Source organism: Micromonospora sp. NPDC048947, assembly GCF_040649495.1.
GTDB classification, from domain to species: Bacteria; Actinomycetota; Actinomycetes; order Mycobacteriales; family Micromonosporaceae; genus Micromonospora; species Micromonospora alfalfae.
Map to the genome: position 1 here is coordinate 1 of NZ_JBEZFO010000031.1, position 16,285 is coordinate 16,285.

At 73.1% G+C, this 16,285-nt stretch carries 13 protein-coding genes; 10 read left to right on the top strand and 3 right to left on the bottom strand.

The window, feature by feature from the left end:
- Positions 1-473: 473 nt before the first annotated feature.
- Complete coding sequence (locus tag AB0B98_RS30920; protein ID WP_357367166.1) at positions 474-1,934, bottom strand: hypothetical protein; 1,461 nt, start codon at positions 1,932-1,934, stop codon at positions 474-476.
- On the opposite strand from AB0B98_RS30920, the gene AB0B98_RS30925 reads away from it, so the two are divergent.
- Both AB0B98_RS30925 and AB0B98_RS30930 read left to right on the top strand, forming a co-directional pair.
- Positions 1,923-2,921 carry a Replicase polyprotein 1ab gene (locus AB0B98_RS30925; RefSeq protein WP_357367168.1) on the top strand — a complete coding sequence of 333 codons (999 nt, stop codon included), beginning with the start codon at positions 1,923-1,925 and terminating at the stop codon, positions 2,919-2,921. The genes AB0B98_RS30920 and AB0B98_RS30925 overlap by 12 nt on opposite strands.
- Positions 2,918-3,949 (top strand): HAD-IIA family hydrolase, encoded by a 1,032-nt coding sequence (locus AB0B98_RS30930; RefSeq protein WP_357367170.1) that lies wholly within the window; start codon positions 2,918-2,920, stop codon positions 3,947-3,949. The genes AB0B98_RS30925 and AB0B98_RS30930 overlap by 4 nt, the downstream gene beginning before the upstream one ends.
- Before the next feature lie 12 nt (positions 3,950-3,961).
- On the opposite strand, the gene AB0B98_RS30935 is transcribed toward AB0B98_RS30930, so the two are convergent.
- A complete protein-coding gene (locus AB0B98_RS30935) occupies positions 3,962-4,300 on the bottom strand; it encodes an SCP2 sterol-binding domain-containing protein (protein ID WP_238670859.1) in 339 nt (112 codons plus the stop codon).
- A 111-nt stretch (positions 4,301-4,411) separates the two neighbouring features.
- On the opposite strand from AB0B98_RS30935, the gene AB0B98_RS30940 reads away from it, so the two are divergent.
- The 5 genes from AB0B98_RS30940 to AB0B98_RS30960 all read left to right on the top strand — a co-directional run bounded on the left by AB0B98_RS30940 (position 4,412) and on the right by AB0B98_RS30960 (position 11,045).
- Positions 4,412-5,002, top strand: a complete 591-nt coding sequence (locus AB0B98_RS30940) for a hypothetical protein (RefSeq protein WP_238670858.1) — start codon at positions 4,412-4,414, stop codon at positions 5,000-5,002.
- Positions 4,999-5,274: a hypothetical protein gene (locus AB0B98_RS30945; RefSeq protein ID WP_357367173.1), complete on the top strand. Its 276-nt coding sequence runs from the start codon at positions 4,999-5,001 to the stop codon at positions 5,272-5,274. The genes AB0B98_RS30940 and AB0B98_RS30945 overlap by 4 nt, the downstream gene beginning before the upstream one ends.
- Before the next feature lie 38 nt (positions 5,275-5,312).
- Complete coding sequence (locus AB0B98_RS30950) at positions 5,313-6,173, top strand: TlyA family RNA methyltransferase (RefSeq protein ID WP_357367175.1); 861 nt, start codon at positions 5,313-5,315, stop codon at positions 6,171-6,173.
- A 109-nt stretch (positions 6,174-6,282) separates the two neighbouring features.
- Positions 6,283-7,167, top strand: coding sequence for an NAD kinase (locus tag AB0B98_RS30955; RefSeq protein WP_238670855.1), 885 nt, complete (start codon positions 6,283-6,285; stop codon positions 7,165-7,167).
- A 158-nt stretch (positions 7,168-7,325) separates the two neighbouring features.
- A complete protein-coding gene (locus AB0B98_RS30960; protein ID WP_357367177.1) occupies positions 7,326-11,045 on the top strand; it encodes a S8 family serine peptidase in 3,720 nt (1,239 codons plus the stop codon).
- A 79-nt stretch (positions 11,046-11,124) separates the two neighbouring features.
- Here AB0B98_RS30960 and AB0B98_RS30965 read toward each other — a convergent pair whose 3' ends face one another.
- Positions 11,125-12,144, bottom strand: coding sequence for a helix-turn-helix domain-containing protein (locus AB0B98_RS30965; protein WP_238670853.1), 1,020 nt, complete (start codon positions 12,142-12,144; stop codon positions 11,125-11,127).
- Between the two features lie 89 nt (positions 12,145-12,233).
- Here AB0B98_RS30965 and recN point away from each other — a divergent pair, with 89 nt between their 5' ends.
- The 3 genes from recN to AB0B98_RS30980 all read left to right on the top strand — a co-directional run bounded on the left by recN (position 12,234) and on the right by AB0B98_RS30980 (position 16,258).
- Positions 12,234-13,991 carry a DNA repair protein RecN gene (gene recN / locus AB0B98_RS30970; protein ID WP_357367219.1) on the top strand — a complete coding sequence of 586 codons (1,758 nt, stop codon included), beginning with the start codon at positions 12,234-12,236 and terminating at the stop codon, positions 13,989-13,991.
- Positions 13,992-14,110: 119 nt separating this feature from the next.
- Positions 14,111-15,289 carry a putative cytokinetic ring protein SteA gene (gene steA / locus AB0B98_RS30975; protein WP_091407271.1) on the top strand — a complete coding sequence of 393 codons (1,179 nt, stop codon included), beginning with the start codon at positions 14,111-14,113 and terminating at the stop codon, positions 15,287-15,289.
- Positions 15,290-15,316: 27 nt separating this feature from the next.
- On the top strand, positions 15,317-16,258 hold the full coding sequence (locus AB0B98_RS30980; protein WP_238670852.1) for a copper transporter: 942 nt from the start codon (positions 15,317-15,319) through the stop codon (positions 16,256-16,258).
- Positions 16,259-16,285: the final 27 nt, after the last annotated feature.

Sequence of the window (16,285 nt, forward strand, 5' to 3'; positions counted from 1 at the left end):
GCGCCGATGGTACTGCACTCGTGAGGGTGTGGGAGAGTAGGACGCCGCCGGACAATCTTCCAGTCGAGGGCCGCCCCATCCGGGTCGGCCCTCGACTGCGTAGCGCCATTGGTGGCGCAATCAGGAAGGATGTACCTGTGAGTTCAGGACCGCAGGGCGGAGACCGTCCCCGTCATTACGAAGACCGTACTGACGGCGCGGGCGGAAGCGACCGCGGCCCACGCCGCGATGATCAAGGCCGGCCCCCGTACCGGGGAGACCGCGACAGCGGCGGCAGCCGAGGCGGATACGCCGGCGGCCGTGACTCTGGATCCCGTGGTGGTGACCGGGACAGCTCGCGCTCCAGCGCCCCCCGTGAGGGCGGCTACCGTGGCGGCGACCGCCGTGAGGGTGGTTTCCGGGGCGGCGACCGCGACGGTTCGCGTTCCAGCGCTCCGCGCGAAGGTGGCTACCGGGGCGGCGACCGTGATGGGTCACGCTCGGGTGCTCCGCGTGAGGGTGGTTTCCGGTCCGGCGCTCCCCGTGAGGGTGGTTTCCGCGGTGGCGACCGGGACGGTTCGCGTTCCAGCGCTCCGCGCGAGGGTGGCTACCGGGGCGGCGACCGCGACGGTGGTTTCCGTGGCGGCGACCGCCGTGAGGGCGGTTTCCGGGGCGGCGACCGCGATGGTTCGCGTTCGGGCGCTCCCCGTGAGGGTGGTTTCCGGGGCGGCGACCGGGACGGTTCGCGTTCCAGCGCTCCGCGTGAGGGTGGTTTCCGTGGCGGTGACCGCGAGGGTGGTTTCCGTGGTGGTGACCGTCGTGAGGGCGGTTACCAGGGCGGCGACCGCACTCGTTCCGGCCCGCCGCGTGAAGGTGGTTTCCGCGGTGGTGACCGCGACGGTGGCTTCCGTGGCGGCGACCGTCGCGAGGGCGGCTTCCGGGGCGGCGACCGTGACGGTTCGCGTTCCAGTGCCCCCCGTGAGGGTAGTTTCCGTGGCGGTGACCGGGACGGCTCGCGTTCCAGCGCCCCCCGTGAGGGCGGTTTCCGCGGTGGTGACCGTGACGGTGGTTTCCGTGGCGGGGACCGTCGTGAAGGTGGCTTCCGCGGCGGTGACCGGGACGGTTCGCGTTCCAGCGCCCCGCGTGAGGGTGGTTTCCGTGGCGGCGACCGTGACGGTGGCTTCCGTGGCGGCGACCGTCGTGAAGGTGGCTTCCGGGGCGGCGACCGGGACGGTTCGCGTTCCGGCGCTCCCCGTGAGGGTGGTTTCCGGGGCGGTGACCGCGAGGGTGGTTTCCGTGGTGGTGACCGTCGTGAGGGCGGTTACCAGGGCGGCGACCGCACTCGCTCCGGCCCACCGCGCGAGGGTGGTTTCCGCGGCGGTGACCGCGACGGTGGCTTCCGTGGCGGCGACCGTCGCGAAGGTGGCTTCCGTGGCGGCGACCGTCGCGAAGGTGGTTTCCGTGGCGGTGACCGGGACAGCTCGCGTTCCAGCGCCCCCCGTGAGGGCGGTTTCCGTGGCGGTGACCGGGACAGCTCGCGTTCCAGCGCCCCCCGTGAGGGTGGTTTCCGTGGCGGTGACCGGGACAGCTCGCGTTCCAGCGCCCCCCGTGAGGGTGGCTTCCGGGGCGGCGACCGTCGTGAAGGTGGCTACCGTGGCGGGGACCGGGACGGTTCGCGCTCGGGTGCCCCGCGCGAGGGTGGTTTCCGTGGCGGTGACCGCGAGGGCGGCTACCGGGGCGGAGAGCGTACCGGGGGTTTCCGGTCCGACGATCGGCCGCGTCGCGAGGGGGAGTTCCGTCGCGATGACCGCGCGGGTGGCTCCGAGTCGTCCGAGGGTGGGCGTAGCTCGGCCCCGGCGCTGCCGGACGACATTGTCGCGACCGACCTCGACAAGGACGTCCGCGCTGAGCTGCTCTCGCTGAACAAGCCGGTCGCCGAGACGGTGGCCCGGCACCTGGTCGCCACCGGGCAGCTGATCGATGAGGACCCCGCCGAGGCGTTGGCGCACGCGCTGGCCGCCCGGAGGCTCGCGTCTCGTATCTCCGCTGTCCGTGAGGCGGTCGGCCTGGCCGCGTACCGCGCGGGAGAGTGGCAGTCGGCGATCGCCGAGCTGCGCACGTACCACCGGATGAGCGGACTGCAGAGTCACCTGGCCGTGCTCGCGGACTGCGAGCGGGCTCTCGGCCGGCCGGAGCGGGCCATTGACCTGTTCCGTGGCGCGGACCGGGAGAAGCTGGACCAGGCCGTGGCGATTGAACTGCTGATCGTCGCCGCCGGGGCGCGGGGTGACCTCGGGCAGAAGGACGCCGCTGTCGCGATGCTCCAGGTTCCGGACCTCACCAACGAGGCCACAGTGCCGTGGACGGCCCGGCTGCGGTATGCGTACGCCGACGCGCTGCTCGCGGTGGGTCGGCGCGAAGAGGCCCGCGAATGGTTCTCCCGCGCTGCCGACGTGGACACCGAGGGCGAGACCGACGCCGCCGAGCGGCTGCTCGAACTCGACGGCGTGCTCATCGAGGGTGACGACGAGGACGAGGCCGCCGAGGAGATCGCCGCGGGCCCGGGTGCTCCCGGCGCGGTGCCGGCCCGACCCGACGCCGACCTGGCCGGCGACGACGACGATCGCGATGACGACGACGACGACGATGACGACGACGATGACGACGACGACGATCGCGACGACGATGACGACGATGACGATGACGACGACGACGAGGACTTCGACGACGACGAGGAGGACGACGCTGTCGGCCGTCCCGCTGACGACGAAGGCTTCGACGACGAAGACGAGGACCGCCACCCCACCGAGACTGGGAACGCCGACGCGGCCACCACTGGCGGCAGCGGCGTGACGGACGGGGCCGCGGCGAGCAGCGACGCGGCGACCGCCGACGGGACCGTCCCGGCCCGGGACGACGAGTCGGGGTCGACGCAGCGGTGAGCGCGGGCGTGGGGGAGCGGCTGGTCGACGGGTACACCCTGGTCGTCTTCGACCTGGACGGCGTGATCTACCTGATCGACCGGCCGATCCCCGGCGCCGTCGATGCGGTGGCCCGGCTGCACGCCGAGGGACGGGCGGTGGCGTACGCCACCAACAACGCGTCACGCCGGTCCAGCGAGGTCGCGGACCTGCTGACCGGGATGGGCGTGCCGGCCCGGCCGGAGGAGGTCCTCACCTCCGCGGCCGCCTCGGCCGAGTTGCTGCGCGACCGTCTGCCCGTCGGCGCGTCGGTGCTGGTGGTCGGTGCGGAGGCGCTGCGCGCGGAACTGCGCGCGGTCGGCCTGAACCCGGTCACCCAGGCCGACGAGAAGCCGGCCGCGGTGGTGCAGGGGTACGGCCCGCAGGTCGGCTGGGCCGAGCTGGCCGAAGCGTCGGTCGCGGTGCGGGCGGGTGCGATCTGGATCGCCACCAACACCGATCGGACCCTGCCCAGTGGGCGGGGACCGCTGCCCGGCAACGGTTCGCTGGTCGCCGTGCTGCGTACGGCACTGGAGCGGGACCCCGACGTGGTGGTCGGCAAGCCGGAGCCGGCGCTGTTCGAGACCGCAGCCAAGCGCAGTGGCGGTGGGCGGAGCCTGGTGGTGGGTGACCGGCTGGACACCGACATCGAGGGTGCCCGCCGGGCCGGGCTGGACAGCCTGCTCGTGCTCACCGGCGTGCACGGCGTACCGGAACTGCTGGCCGCCGAGCCGCGGCGACGTCCCACGTACGTCGCGAAAGACCTGGCGGGGCTCTTCGACCCGGCTGCCGCCGTGCGGGTCCCGGGCCCGGCGGACGCCGGCGGCTGGTCCGTGACCGACCGGGACGGCACGCTTGAGCTGGCCGGGGCCGGCCGGCCGCTGGACGCCTTGGCGGCGCTCTGCGCGGTGGCCTGGTCGGCGCCGGTGCCGGCGCTGCCGAAGATCCGTCCGATGGGCGCGGACGCGGCCCACGCGGTGGAGAGTTTCGGGCTGACCGCGACGGCGTGAGCCGGGCGGTCGTCAGAGCAGCTTGCGCAACTTGAGCAGGTCGAACGGGTTGGCCTTGATCGACACCCGGCGGGAGGTCACCGCGCTGGTGACGTCCAGGTCGCCCCGGACCAGGGCGAGCAGGTCGTCGCTGGACGTGCTCATCGCGATCTTGGCCTTGGGGTCGTCGCCGTCGGTCAGCTCGACCAGTCGGCCGCCGGTGATCCGGCCGTGGAACGCGGTGTCCAGGTCGGTGATCCGGCAGGCGAGCGTCCGGTCCAGGTCGATCCGTTCGCGCACCGTCTCGGCGTTGCGATCCAACCGGGCGGCCAGCTCCTGCAACGCCTGCCGGCACTCGTCCACGCTGGCCACATCTCCCCCTCGCTGATCGCCACGCCGTCCTCGGCACCGTACCGCACGGGTCGGTCGGAGGTGCCCGGTAGCGTGACACCTGCACACCCCGCCCCGTGGAAGGACTCAGGCATGCAGGACGCGTGGCGCGCCTACCTCGAGCTGGCCATGGGCCTTGCGGAGGCGCCCCGGAAGAAGGCCCAGGACGTGGCACGTCGCCTCGTCGGCTCCGGCGGTGCGACCGCCGCCCAACTCCAGGCCCTCGGCGAGGAGCTGGTCACCACCGGCGCCGCCAACCGGGAGGCGCTGACCAAGCTGGTCCGCTTCGAGGTCGACCGGGCCCTCGGCGCTGTCGGTCTGGCGACCGCCGACGAGGTGGCCGAGCTGACCCGGCGGGTGCACGACCTGGAACGGCAGTTGCGGGAGGCGCGGTCCACCGAGCCGGCCGATGCGCCGACCGCCGGCCCCACGCCACAACCCGACCCGACCGTCGCCGCGCAGCCTGGCACCGGTCTCGTGCCGTCCGACACCGCGGCCGGTGCTCCGGTCTCCGCGCCGGTGGCGAAGAAGGCCGTCGCGAAGAAGGCGGTCGCGAAGAAGGCCATCGCCAAGAAGGCGCCGGCGACGATCAGCCGGACCTCCGACGAGGACGTCCCGACGCCGGCCGTGATGCCCGCCAAGAAGGCGGCGGTCCGCAAGCAGCGGCCGGACGACGCCGAATGACCCGCCCCGGTCCGCCGGCTGGCGGCTCGTTCCCGGCCCGACCCGGTCCGCCGGGTGGCGGCTCGTTCCCGGCCCGGCCGGGCCCGCCGGTGGGTGCCCGCCCCGGACCGCCGCCGGATCTCGGGGACGACGAGCCACGGCATCCGGCGGTGGATGCCGCCGTGCGGGCCATCGCCAACGCGGCGTCGCTCGCTCCCGCCGACCAGATCGCCCAGTACGAGGCGGCCTACGAGACGCTGCGGGAAACCCTCGCCACCATCGACCAGACCTGAGCGGGACGACCAGGCCTGAGCAGACCGGAGAACCACCCATGGCACGTCGTAACCGGCTGGACGCCGAACTCGTCCGCCGCGGTCTGGCCCGCTCCCGTGAGCAGGCCGCCGCGTTGGTGGAGGCCGGCCGGGTCCAACTGCGGGGCGTGGTCGCCCGCAAGGCGGCCGCGATGGTCGACCCCGCCGACCCGCTCCTGGTGACCGGTGCGGACCCGGCCGAGGAGTACGTCTCCCGGGGCGGGCACAAGCTCGCCGGCGCGCTGGCCGCGTTCGCCCCCGGTGGGCTGCACGTGGCCGGGCGGCGTTGCCTGGACGCGGGAGCGTCGACCGGTGGGTTCACCGACGTGTTGTTGCGCGCCGACGCGGCCGAGGTGGTGGCCGTGGACGTCGGCTACGGGCAGCTCGCCTGGCCGCTGCGGACGAACGAGCGGGTCCGCGTCCTGGAGCGCACGAATGTCCGTACCCTCGATGCGGACACGATCGGTGGCCAGGTCGACCTGACGGTGGCCGACCTGTCGTTCATCTCGTTGCGGCTGGTGCTGCCGGCGCTGGCCGGCTGCACCCGCGACGACGGTGACCTGGCGTTGATGGTCAAGCCGCAGTTCGAGGTCGGCAAGGACCGGGTCGGCGCCGGCGGTGTGGTCCGCGATCCGGAGCTGCGCGCCGAAGCGGTGCTGGACGTGGCCGCGACGGCCGCGCGGCTCGGCCTCGGGCTGGCCGACGTTGCGGCCAGCCCGTTGCCCGGGCCGAGCGGCAATGTGGAGTTCTTCGTATGGTTGCGCCGGGGCGCACCAGCGGCCGACCCGCAGCGGGTGCGGGCCGTGGTGGCGGCCGGGCCGGACGGTTCGACGACGGCCGGCGACGTGCCGGACGTGGCGGCGGAGGAGGTCGCAGGGTGAACGCGCGCAGTGAGGGCGTCGTAACGGGCCGCGCGGTGACACGCGGCAGTGCCGAGGTGTCGTCGCCGGTGGCGCGACGCCGCCCGCTCCGGCGTGAGTGGGCGGCCCGATGAGCCGGACCGCGCTGCTGGTGACCCACACCGGCCGTCGGCGCAGCACGGAGCACGCCCGGTCGGTCGCCGCCGACCTGATCGACGCCGGTTTCGAGGTACGGGTGGTCGCCGACGAGGCCGACGACCTCGACCTGCCCGGCGTGGTGCCGGTCGCCGGCCCAGAGGCCGCCGAGGGTGCCGAGATCGTCTTCGCGCTCGGTGGGGACGGCACCTTCCTGCGCGCCGCCGAGCTGGCCCGGCCCGCCAAGGCGCCGCTGCTCGGCATCAACCTCGGCAAGGTGGGCTTCCTGGCGGAGGCGGAGATCGACGATCTGGACACCGCCGTCCGGGACGTCGTCGGCCGCAACTACACGGTCGACGAGCGGTTGACCCTGGACGTCACCGCCGAGTTCGACGGTGGGCCGACGATCGAGTCCTGGGCGCTCAACGAGATCAGCATCGAGAAGGGCGAGCGGGCCCAGATGCTCGAGCTGCTCGTTGACGTGGACGGCCGGCCGCTGTCGCGTTACGGCTGCGACGGTGTCGTCTGCGCCACCCCCACCGGCTCCACCGCGTACGCGTTCTCCGGTGGCGGCCCGGTGGTCTGGCCGGAGGTGGAGGCGCTGCTGCTGGTGCCGATCAGCGCGCACGCGTTGTTCAGCCGCCCGTTGGTCACGGCCCCGACGTCCACCTTCGTGATCACCGTGGACCCGTTCACCACCCTCGCCGTGCTCTCCTGCGACGGCCGGCGCGTCTACGACCTGCCACCCGGCGCGCGGGTGACGGTGCGCCGGGGCGCCCTGCCGGTACGCATCGTGCGGCTGCGCCCCCGCCCGTTCACCGACCGGCTGGTGGCCAAGTTCGGCCTCCCCGTGCACGGTTGGCGTGGCAGCCGCCGGTGACCGCGGCACACACTGTCGGTGGATGTCGGTTGTCCACCTGACGACATGTCGCCGCTGCGGCGGCGGGCGACTAGTGACCTGATGACACGCTCCGACGCAGACTCCGATCGGCCCTCGTCTACGGATGACGGGCCTGGAGGAGTAGAGGAGCCCATCGCATGCACTGGTCCCCACGCTGGCTCGCCGTCGGCGCGGTCGGCGCGTTGGTGGTCGGCGTCGCCGCACCGGCGTCCGCCGACCCGCCCGCCCGGCCCACCGGCCCGACGTCGGGCACGCCCGCCCAGCACGCACCCGTCCGCATCACCCTGATCACCGGCGACCAGGTCGACCTGGTGCAGGCGGCACCCGGTCGGGTCGCCGCCACCGTCCACCCCGGCCCGGGGCGCAACCGGATCGCCTTCCAGACGGTCGAGGCCGACGGCGGGTTGCGGGTGCTGCCCAGCGACGTCATGCCGTACCTCTCCGCGGGGGTGCTCGACCCCGACCTGTTCGACGTGCAGGAGTTGGCGGCCGACGGGTACGGCGACGCCGCGCAGGGCGCGTTGCCGCTGATCGTCCGCTATCAGGAGCCGGCCGCCGGACGGGTCAGGCCGCTGGCCGGCGCGACCGACGCGCGTCCCCTGGAGAGCATCAACGGCGCCGCGCTGCGGGTTGGCAAGGGTGACCTGGGTGGTCTGTGGACGTCGCTGCGCGGCGCGCCCGGGCAGCGGGTGACAGCCGGTTCGCCGGCCCGGCTCGGCGCCGGCGTCGCACGGATCTGGCTGGACGGGAAGGTCCGCCCGACGCTGGAGCACAGTGTGCCGCAGATCGGTGCCCCGATCGCCTGGGCCGCCGGCCGGGACGGTGCCGGCGTCAAGGTGGCGGTGCTCGACACCGGCGTCGACGCCACCCACCCCGACCTGGCCGGTCGGGTCGCCGAGGCGCAGGACTTCTCCGGCAGCGGCAGCGCCCGCGACGGGCACGGCCACGGCACCCACGTGGCCGCCACCATCGCCGGCAGCGGGGCGGCGTCCGACGGGAAACGCAAGGGCGTCGCCCCGGGCGCACGGTTGCTGGTCGGCAAGGTGCTCGACGACGGTGGCTCCGGCTACAGCTCGTCCATCATCGCGGGCATGGAGTGGGCCGCCCACTCCGGCGCGAAGGTGGTCAGCATGAGCCTCGGCGGCGACCCGACCGACGGCACCGACCCGATGAGTCAGGCGGTGAACGACCTGACCGCTGAGACCGGCGCGCTGTTCGTGGTCGCCGCCGGCAACTCGGGCGCCGCGCGTACCGTCGGCGCGCCCGGCGCGGCCGCGTCGGCGCTCACCGTCGGCGCTGTGGACGGTGCCGACAACCTTGCGGAGTTCTCCAGCAGGGGCCCTCGCCTCGGCGACAACGGCCTCAAGCCGGAGATCACCGCGCCGGGCGTCGGCATCGTCGCCGCCCGGGCCGCGGGCACCGCCATGGGTACGCCGGTGGACGACGCGTACACGACCGCGTCCGGCACCTCGATGGCGACTCCGCACGTGGCCGGGGCGGCGGCGATCCTCGCCCAGGAACACCCCGACTGGTCCGCCGCGAAGCTCAAGGACGCGTTGGTCAGCACCACGAAGGCGAACCCGGCGTTGACCGTCTTCGAGCAGGGCGCCGGCCGGGTCGATGTGGCCCGCGCGCTCGGCCAGCGGGTGTACGGGTCCGGCACCGCGGACTTCGGCCGGCTCAGCACCGGTGGTGCACCCGCCGAGCGGACAGTGACGTACACCAACGGCGGCACGGCCCCGCAGACCCTGCGGTTGGCACTGGAGCTGCGCAACCTGGACACCCGGGCGGCCGAGACCGACGGGGTCGCTGTCGGCGGCGGCGAGGTGACGGTGCCGGCCGGCGGCAGCGTCGCCGTGCCGCTGCGGGCGGACCCGGCGAAGCTGGACCGGGGTGTGCACAGTGGATGGCTGGTGGCCACCGGCGCGGACGGCGTCGCCGTGCGTACCGCTGTCGCGCTCACCCTCAGCGGTCCGCTGCACACGGTGACAGTGAAGGCGCTGGACATGCAGGGTCAGCCCGGTCTCGCGTCGGTGCTCACGCTCTTCGGTGAGCAGCCCGAATCCGACTGGCTCGGCTGGGTCGGCGGCGAGGTGCAACTCCAGGTGGAGGAGGGCCCCTACCTGGTCGAGGCGTTGATCGAACACGGCGCACCGCTGGACGAGCAGATCACCCTGGTCACCGACCCGGAGTTGCTGGTCGACCGGGACCTCACAGTGGTGCTCGACCCGCGCAAGGGCACCCCGGTGCGGATCGAGACGCCGAAGCCCACCGAGCAGCGCTCGACGATCAGCTTCTACGAGCACCGGGTCTTCGGCAACGGTCGGCAGGTCGACCACGGCGTGATGACCTACAGCACCATCCAGCAGGTCAACGTCACCCCGACCCGCCCGGTGCGGCAGGGCGAGTTCGAGTTCGCGTCGCGCTGGCAACTGGTCGCGCCGATGGTGGACGCGAAGATCAGCGGGGTGTCCGGTCCGCTGGACATCAACCTGATGGGCTACTCGCCGGCGACGGCCGACCGGCGCAGGCTGCCGCTGGTCTGGGCCGGCACCGGCACCCCCGCCGAGCTGACCCGGGTACGCGGCGCCGCGGCGCTGCTCACCACCAGCCCGGACGCCTCGGAGGAGGAGCAGATCGCGGCGGCGGCCGCCGCTGGCGCGACTGTGGCGCTCGTCGTCCGACCGGCCGACCAGAGCGCGTGGACGTCGTGGACGCCGTTGGGTGACCGGCTGCCGATCCCTTCGATGGCGGTGGCGTACGACGACGGGCAGAAGATCATCGCGGCGGTCCGGAAGCGCCACACGACGCTGGACCTGACGTTGACAGTGGAGAGTCCGTACCTGTACGACGTGTGGCAGGTCTCGAAGGACCGGGTCCCGGAGCGGATCCTGCACAAGGTCACCGAGCGCAACACCGCCGAGGTGACCAGCCACTACGGGAACGTCGGCGGGGAGTGGGCGAGCGAGCAGCGGTTCGGGTGGCGTGAGTGGCAGGACACCGCGTGGAACGACAACCAGCGGCTGGTCCGCGCCGGCACCACCCGGCGAGAGTTCGTCAGCTCCGGCGACAACTGGTGGCAGCAACGGGTGCTGCACAAGCTCATGTTCATGCAGTGGGGGCAGCTGACCGGTGGTCTGACCCAGCAGCCCCGGCGCTACGCCGCCGATGACCGGGTGACCGAGACCTGGCACGCGCCGGTGCTCCGCCCGGCCGTCCCGGCCAGCGGGGCGCCGGTGCCCACCCGCACCGGTGACAACCTGGAGTTGTGGGTGCCGGAGTTCGTCGACGCCGAGGGGCACTACAGCGTGGCCGGCGAGAGCGAGGAGTCGGATACCGTCACCGCACGGGTCAGCCGCGACGGGCAGCAGATCGCGGACCTCTCCGACGGTTGGGCGTCGGTGCCCACGACCGCCGGGGCCGCCCGCTACCGCCTGGACGTGACCACCCAGCGGTCCTCGGCCGACTGGCGTTACGGCACGCGGACCGACACGGCCTGGGAGTTCACCTCGGCCCGACCGCCGGGCGACACCGCCACGCCGTTGTCGCTGCTCCAGGTGGACTACCGGGTGCCGGCCGACCTGCGCGCCACGGTACGCGGCAACCGGCCGCACCAGCTCGGGCTGACAGTGCGGCAGCCGGCCGGGGTGCCGACGCCGATCGGTACCAGCGTCCGGGTGCAGGTCTCCTTCGACGGGGGCGTCACCTGGCGCAACGCGCCGACCACGGGGTCGGGCACCCGGTACACCGCTACCGTGCCGGCGGGGCGCGGAACGGTGTCGCTGCGGGTGCGCGCCGCCGACCGGGCCGGGAACACCGTCGACCAGACGGTGCTCCAGGCGTACGGGCTGCGCTGATCGGGTGGGGCGGGGCGGCCTGGCCGTCCCGCCTCGCCGGTTGAGGGTCCGCCGTCGGTCGACGGCGGGCCCTCTCGCGTCAGAGCCAGCCGCGTCGGGCCACCTGGAACGCCAACCCGGGCCGGGTGTCCACGCCGGCGGCGGCCATCAGGTCGGCGATACGCCGTTGCACTGTCCGCCGGCTCACCCCGAGCTGGGAGGCGATGGACTTGTCCGGTACGCCCGCCACGAACAGCGACAGCAGCCGGGCCTCGTCGGCGTCGGGCTGGTAACCGTCGCCCGGCTGCTCCGCGGGCTCCGGCCGTCGAGCCTCGGGGGCCGCGACGGCGAGGGGGTCGTCGAGGCGCAGCCGGGTGGCCACCCGCCAGTGACTCTCGAAGAGGGCGAGCAGCGCGTCGAGCAGTTGGCTGCGGCCGATCACGGCGGCGCTCGGTTCGCCGCCGTCGCGGTCGGGCACCAACGGGCAGATGGCCGTACTGGCGTCCACTATGGCCAGTCGGACGGGCAGCCGGTCCAGGACGCGGGCCTGCTCCCCGGCGGCGACCCCCTTGGCCAGGTCGGCCAACGCGCCCGGCTCCAGCAGCAGGTCACGCTCGTAGATGGCCCGGTAGCTCACGCCACGGGCCAGCGCGTCGAACTCCTCGACGTTCTCCGGGCCGGCCATGGCCAGGGGATTCGCCCGGCAGAACCAGAGCACCTCGGTACGCGCCGAGTTCTGCAGGTCGCGCAGGCGGTCGCGAAGGACCCGGGCGCCGGTGATCACCTCGACCAGGTGGTCGACGTGGTGTCGGCGCAGCCCGGAGCGGTACTCCTCGGCCAGTTGGGTGACCAGTCGGCGGGCCGACTCCAGGTCCTCCTGACGCCGCAGCAGCGTCCCGCCGAGGGCGACGTCCGGGGCGGTCGGGCGCAGCGGGGCGTCCGGGTCGTTGTCGCTGCGCTGCACGAGGCCCTTGCCGCGCAGTGCCTCGACCTGGGCGACGACCTGCTCATGGGGTCGGTGCAGGCGACGGGCCAACTCGTCGATGCGGGCCGTGGTGAGCTGGAGCAGGCAGCGGTAGAGCTCCTCCTCAGCCGAGGTCAGGCCGATCACGTCCAACACGGGGCAGAACTGTACGTCGGCCGGGTACGGGCCGTACCCGGGCCCGTCGGCTGGTCAAGTGTCGGGCCTCGCGTCTACTGTCGGTGGCTGTGCTGGAAGAGCTGCGCATCACCGGACTGGGCGTCATCGAAGACACCACGCTGCCGTTGACCGGCGGCATGAACGTCATCACCGGCGAGACCGGTGCGGGCAAGACGATGGTGGTCACCGGCCTCGGCCTGCTCTTCGGCGGCCGGGCCGACGCCGGGCGGGTCCGCGCCCAACCCGGCCGCGCCGTGGTGGAGGGGCGGCTGCGGCTGCACGGGCGGGTCGCCGACGCCGTGCACGCGCGGATCGTCGAGGCCGGCGGCGAACCCGACGAGGACGGCTCGGTGCTGCTGAGCCGCACGGTGACGGTGGAGGGGCGCTCACGCGCCCACGTCGGCGGCCGGAGCATGCCGGTGTCGATGCTCGGTGAGGTCGGCGAGCAGGCGGTCGCCGTGCACGGCCAGTCCGACCAGCTGCGGCTGCTGCGCCCGGCCGAACAGCGGGCCGCACTGGATCGGTTCGCCGGCCCCGCGCACGAGAAGCTGCTCGACGCGCTGCGCGAGGCGTACACGGGGTGGCGTCGGGTCGTCGACGACCTGGCCGACCGCCGACGCAACGCCCGCGAGCGCAACCAGGAGGCCGACCTGCTGCGGTTGGGCCTCGACGAGATCACCCGGGTCGATCCGCTGCCCGGTGAGGACGACGAGCTGAAGACCGAGGCGCAGCGGCTGGAGCACGCCGAGGGCCTGCGGACGGCCGCGCAGATCGCCCAGCAGTGCGTGGCCGGTGGCGCGGAGGCCGCCGAGGAGACCCCGGACGCGGCGGCGCTGCTCGGCACCGCCCGGCGGACCCTGGAGGCGCAGTCCGGCACCGATCCCGCCCTCGGTGAGTTGGCGGCCCGCCTGGAGGAGGCGGCCACGCTGGTCACCGACGTGTCCGCGGAGCTGTCGGCGTACCTGGCGGCGCTGGACGCGGACCCGGCCCGGTTGCAGCACGTCTATGAGCGGCGGGCGGCGCTGCGCGGGTTGACCCGCAAGTACGCCGACGACGTCGACGGGGTGATCGCCTGGGCCGATCGGGCGCGCACCCGATTGTCCGACCTGGACATGTCCGACGACGTGCTCGACGAGTTGGAGCGGGAGGGCCAGCGGCTCGCCGTCGAGGTGGCCGACCTGGCCGGGCGGGTGTCCGCCTCCCGGCAGGAGGCGGCGGTCCGCTTCGCCGACCAGGTCACCGTCGAGCTGGCCGGGCTGGCCATGCCGCACGCGCGGATCGAGGTGGCGGTGCTGCCCCGTCCGGCCGGGCGTGCCGAGCCGACGCTTGCGGTGAACGGCGTCGAGGTGGGTGTCACCTCGGACGGCGGTGACGAGGTGGAGCTGCGGTTGCTGGCCCACCCGGGCGCGCCGTCGCTGCCGTTGCAGCGCGGCGCCTCCGGCGGTGAGCTGTCCCGGGTGATGCTCGCCATCGAGGTCGTGTTCGCCGGCTCCGGCGGCCCGCCCACGTTGGTCTTCGACGAGGTCGACGCGGGGGTCGGCGGGCAGGCGGCGGTGGAGATCGGCCGCCGGTTGGCCCGGCTGGCCCGCAGCCACCAGGTGCTGGTGGTCACGCACCTGCCGCAGGTGGCCGCCTTCGCCGACCGGCACCTGGTGGTGGCGAAGGACACCGGCGGCGCGGTGACGACCAGCGGGGTGCGGGTGGTGGAGGACACCGAGCGGGCCCGGGAGTTGGCGCGCATGCTGGCGGGTTTGCCCGATTCAGATCTGGGTATCGCCCACGCCGAGGAGCTTCTGGCAGTGGCCGCCAAGGAAAGGCGGTTGTGACGCCGCGTATTGTGAGCGCAAGCACACCGGCTTGTGCCGGTGTGTGCTTCCCTGGGTAGGCGGCCCTGCTCAGGCATGTCGCGACAGAAAAGCCTGCCTCACATGCCAGGATGGTCACGATGCGTCTACCCACGTTGCGCCGGAACCGGAACTCCGAACCGGGCAGAGTCCTCGGCACCGCGCGCCTTGATCGCCGGACGAAACGCCTGGTCGGTCGGCTGCGCCCCGGTGACATCGCGGTCATCGACCACGTCGACCTGGACCGGGTGGCGGCCGACTCGCTCGTCGCCGTCGGGGTCGCGGCGGTGCTCAACGCCAAGCCCTCGGTCTCCGGCCGTTACCCGAACCTCGGCCCGGAGGTGTTGATCGCCGCCGGCATTCCGCTCCTCGACGACCTGGGGGAGGGCGTCTTCGAGCGCATCCGCGAGGGCGACCAGGTGCGCATCGAGGGCAACACGGTCTTCGCCGGTGACGAGCCGGTGGCCCACGGCAGCCTTCAGGACGCCGAGTCGGTCGGCAAGGCGATGGCGGACGCCCGGGAGGGTCTGTCGGTGCAGTTGGAGGCGTTCGCCGCCAACACGATGGACTACCTGCGTCAGGAACGTGACCTGCTGCTCGACGGTGTCGGGGTGCCGGACATCGAGACCCAGATGCAGGGTCGGCACTGCCTGATCGTGGTGCGCGGCTACGACTACAAGGCCGACCTGGACGTGCTGCGCCCGTACATCCGGGAGTTCAAGCCGGTGCTGATCGGCGTCGACGGCGGCGCGGACGCCCTGGTCGAGGCCGGCTACACCCCCGACATGATCATCGGGGACATGGATTCGGTCACCGACGACGTGCTGCGCTGCGGCGCCGAGGTGATCGTGCACGCGTACCCGGACGGGCGCGCGCCCGGCCTGCCCCGGGTCAACGGCCTCGGTGTGCCGGCGATCACCTTCCCGGCCGCGGCGACCAGCGAGGACCTGGCCATGCTGCTCGCCGACGAGAAGGGCGCCTCGCTGCTGGTGGCGGTCGGCACCCACGCCACCCTCGTCGAGTTTCTCGACAAGGGTCGCGGCGGGATGGCCTCGACGTTCCTGACCCGGCTGAAGGTCGGTGGCAAGCTTGTCGACGCCAAGGGGGTGAGCCGGCTCTACCGGCAGAGCATCTCCGGCTCGTCGCTGCTGCTGCTGGTGCTGTCGGCGATCGCGGCGATGGCGTCCGCGGTGGCCGTGTCGACAGTCGGAAAGGCGTACCTGGGCGTGGTCGCCGAGTGGTGGGACAATTTCGTGTTCCAGCTGTACCGGCTCTTCTAGTTCCCGACCGATCAAGAGGCTGCAAGCGTGATCAACTTCCGCTACCACGTGGTGTCCCTCACCGCGGTCTTCCTGGCTCTGGCGATCGGCCTGGTGGTCGGCACAGCCGCCCTCAACGGCCCGGTCGCCGACTCGCTCAAGGAGCAGGTCACCGGGCTACGCAAGGACAACCAGCAGTGGCGTCAGACGGTCAGCAACATGGAGAAGCAACTCGCGCTGGAAGAGGAGTTCGCCGAGGAGACCTCCCAGATCCTCCTTCCCGGCACCCTCACCGCGCGTCGGGTCGTGGTTGTCAGCCTGCCCAACGGGCGCGACCACACCGAGAGCGTGCTCAAGAAGCTCCAGCAGGCCGGGGCGACAATCACCGGCCAGGTCGACCTCCAGGACAAGTTCATCAACCCGGACAACAACTCCAACCTGCTGGAGTTGGCCGTCACCGCCGCCCGCCCGACCGCGCAGACCACCGGCCTGCCGGGCAACGGGCACGGCGTGGAGACCTCCAGTGCGCTGCTGGCCAGCGTCCTGCTGGACCGGGCCCAGGGCGTCGCGCCGGTCAGTGACGCCGACCGCCGGGCGGTGCTCGCCGCCTACAACAACGCCGGCTACCTGACCACCGACAGCAACAAGGTCACCGCCTCGGCCGAGGCGGTCGTCGTGGTCAGCGGTCAGCCGTACGTCGACAAGGACTCCGACAAGCGGGACGAGTCGGTGGTCAAGATCGCCGAGCAGTTCGACCGCACCGGGGCGATCGTGGTGGCCGGCAATGGTTCCGTCGGCGGCAACCTGGTCGGCGTGGTGCGCGGCGACCCGGTGCTCGCCCAGACCATCTCCACGGTCGACAACGCCAACACCGTGCAGGGCCAGGTGGTCACCACCCTCGCCCTGGTGCAGCAACTCACCGAGAAGAAGGCCGGGCAGTACGGCGTCGGCGACAACGCCGCGTCGCTGCTGCCTAGACTGCCCCAGTGAGCGAACGACGTACCCCCGTGTCCGGAT

Coding starts and splice junctions, on each gene's coding strand:
- AB0B98_RS30940 (WP_238670858.1), top strand. CDS start 4,412: ATGCAGGACGCGTGGCGCGCCTACCTCGAGCTGGCCATGGGCCTTGCG.
- AB0B98_RS30945 (WP_357367173.1), top strand. CDS start 4,999: ATGACCCGCCCCGGTCCGCCGGCTGGCGGCTCGTTCCCGGCCCGACCC.
- AB0B98_RS30950 (WP_357367175.1), top strand. CDS start 5,313: ATGGCACGTCGTAACCGGCTGGACGCCGAACTCGTCCGCCGCGGTCTG.
- AB0B98_RS30955 (WP_238670855.1), top strand. CDS start 6,283: ATGAGCCGGACCGCGCTGCTGGTGACCCACACCGGCCGTCGGCGCAGC.
- AB0B98_RS30960 (WP_357367177.1), top strand. CDS start 7,326: ATGCACTGGTCCCCACGCTGGCTCGCCGTCGGCGCGGTCGGCGCGTTG.
- steA (WP_091407271.1), top strand. CDS start 14,111: ATGCGTCTACCCACGTTGCGCCGGAACCGGAACTCCGAACCGGGCAGA.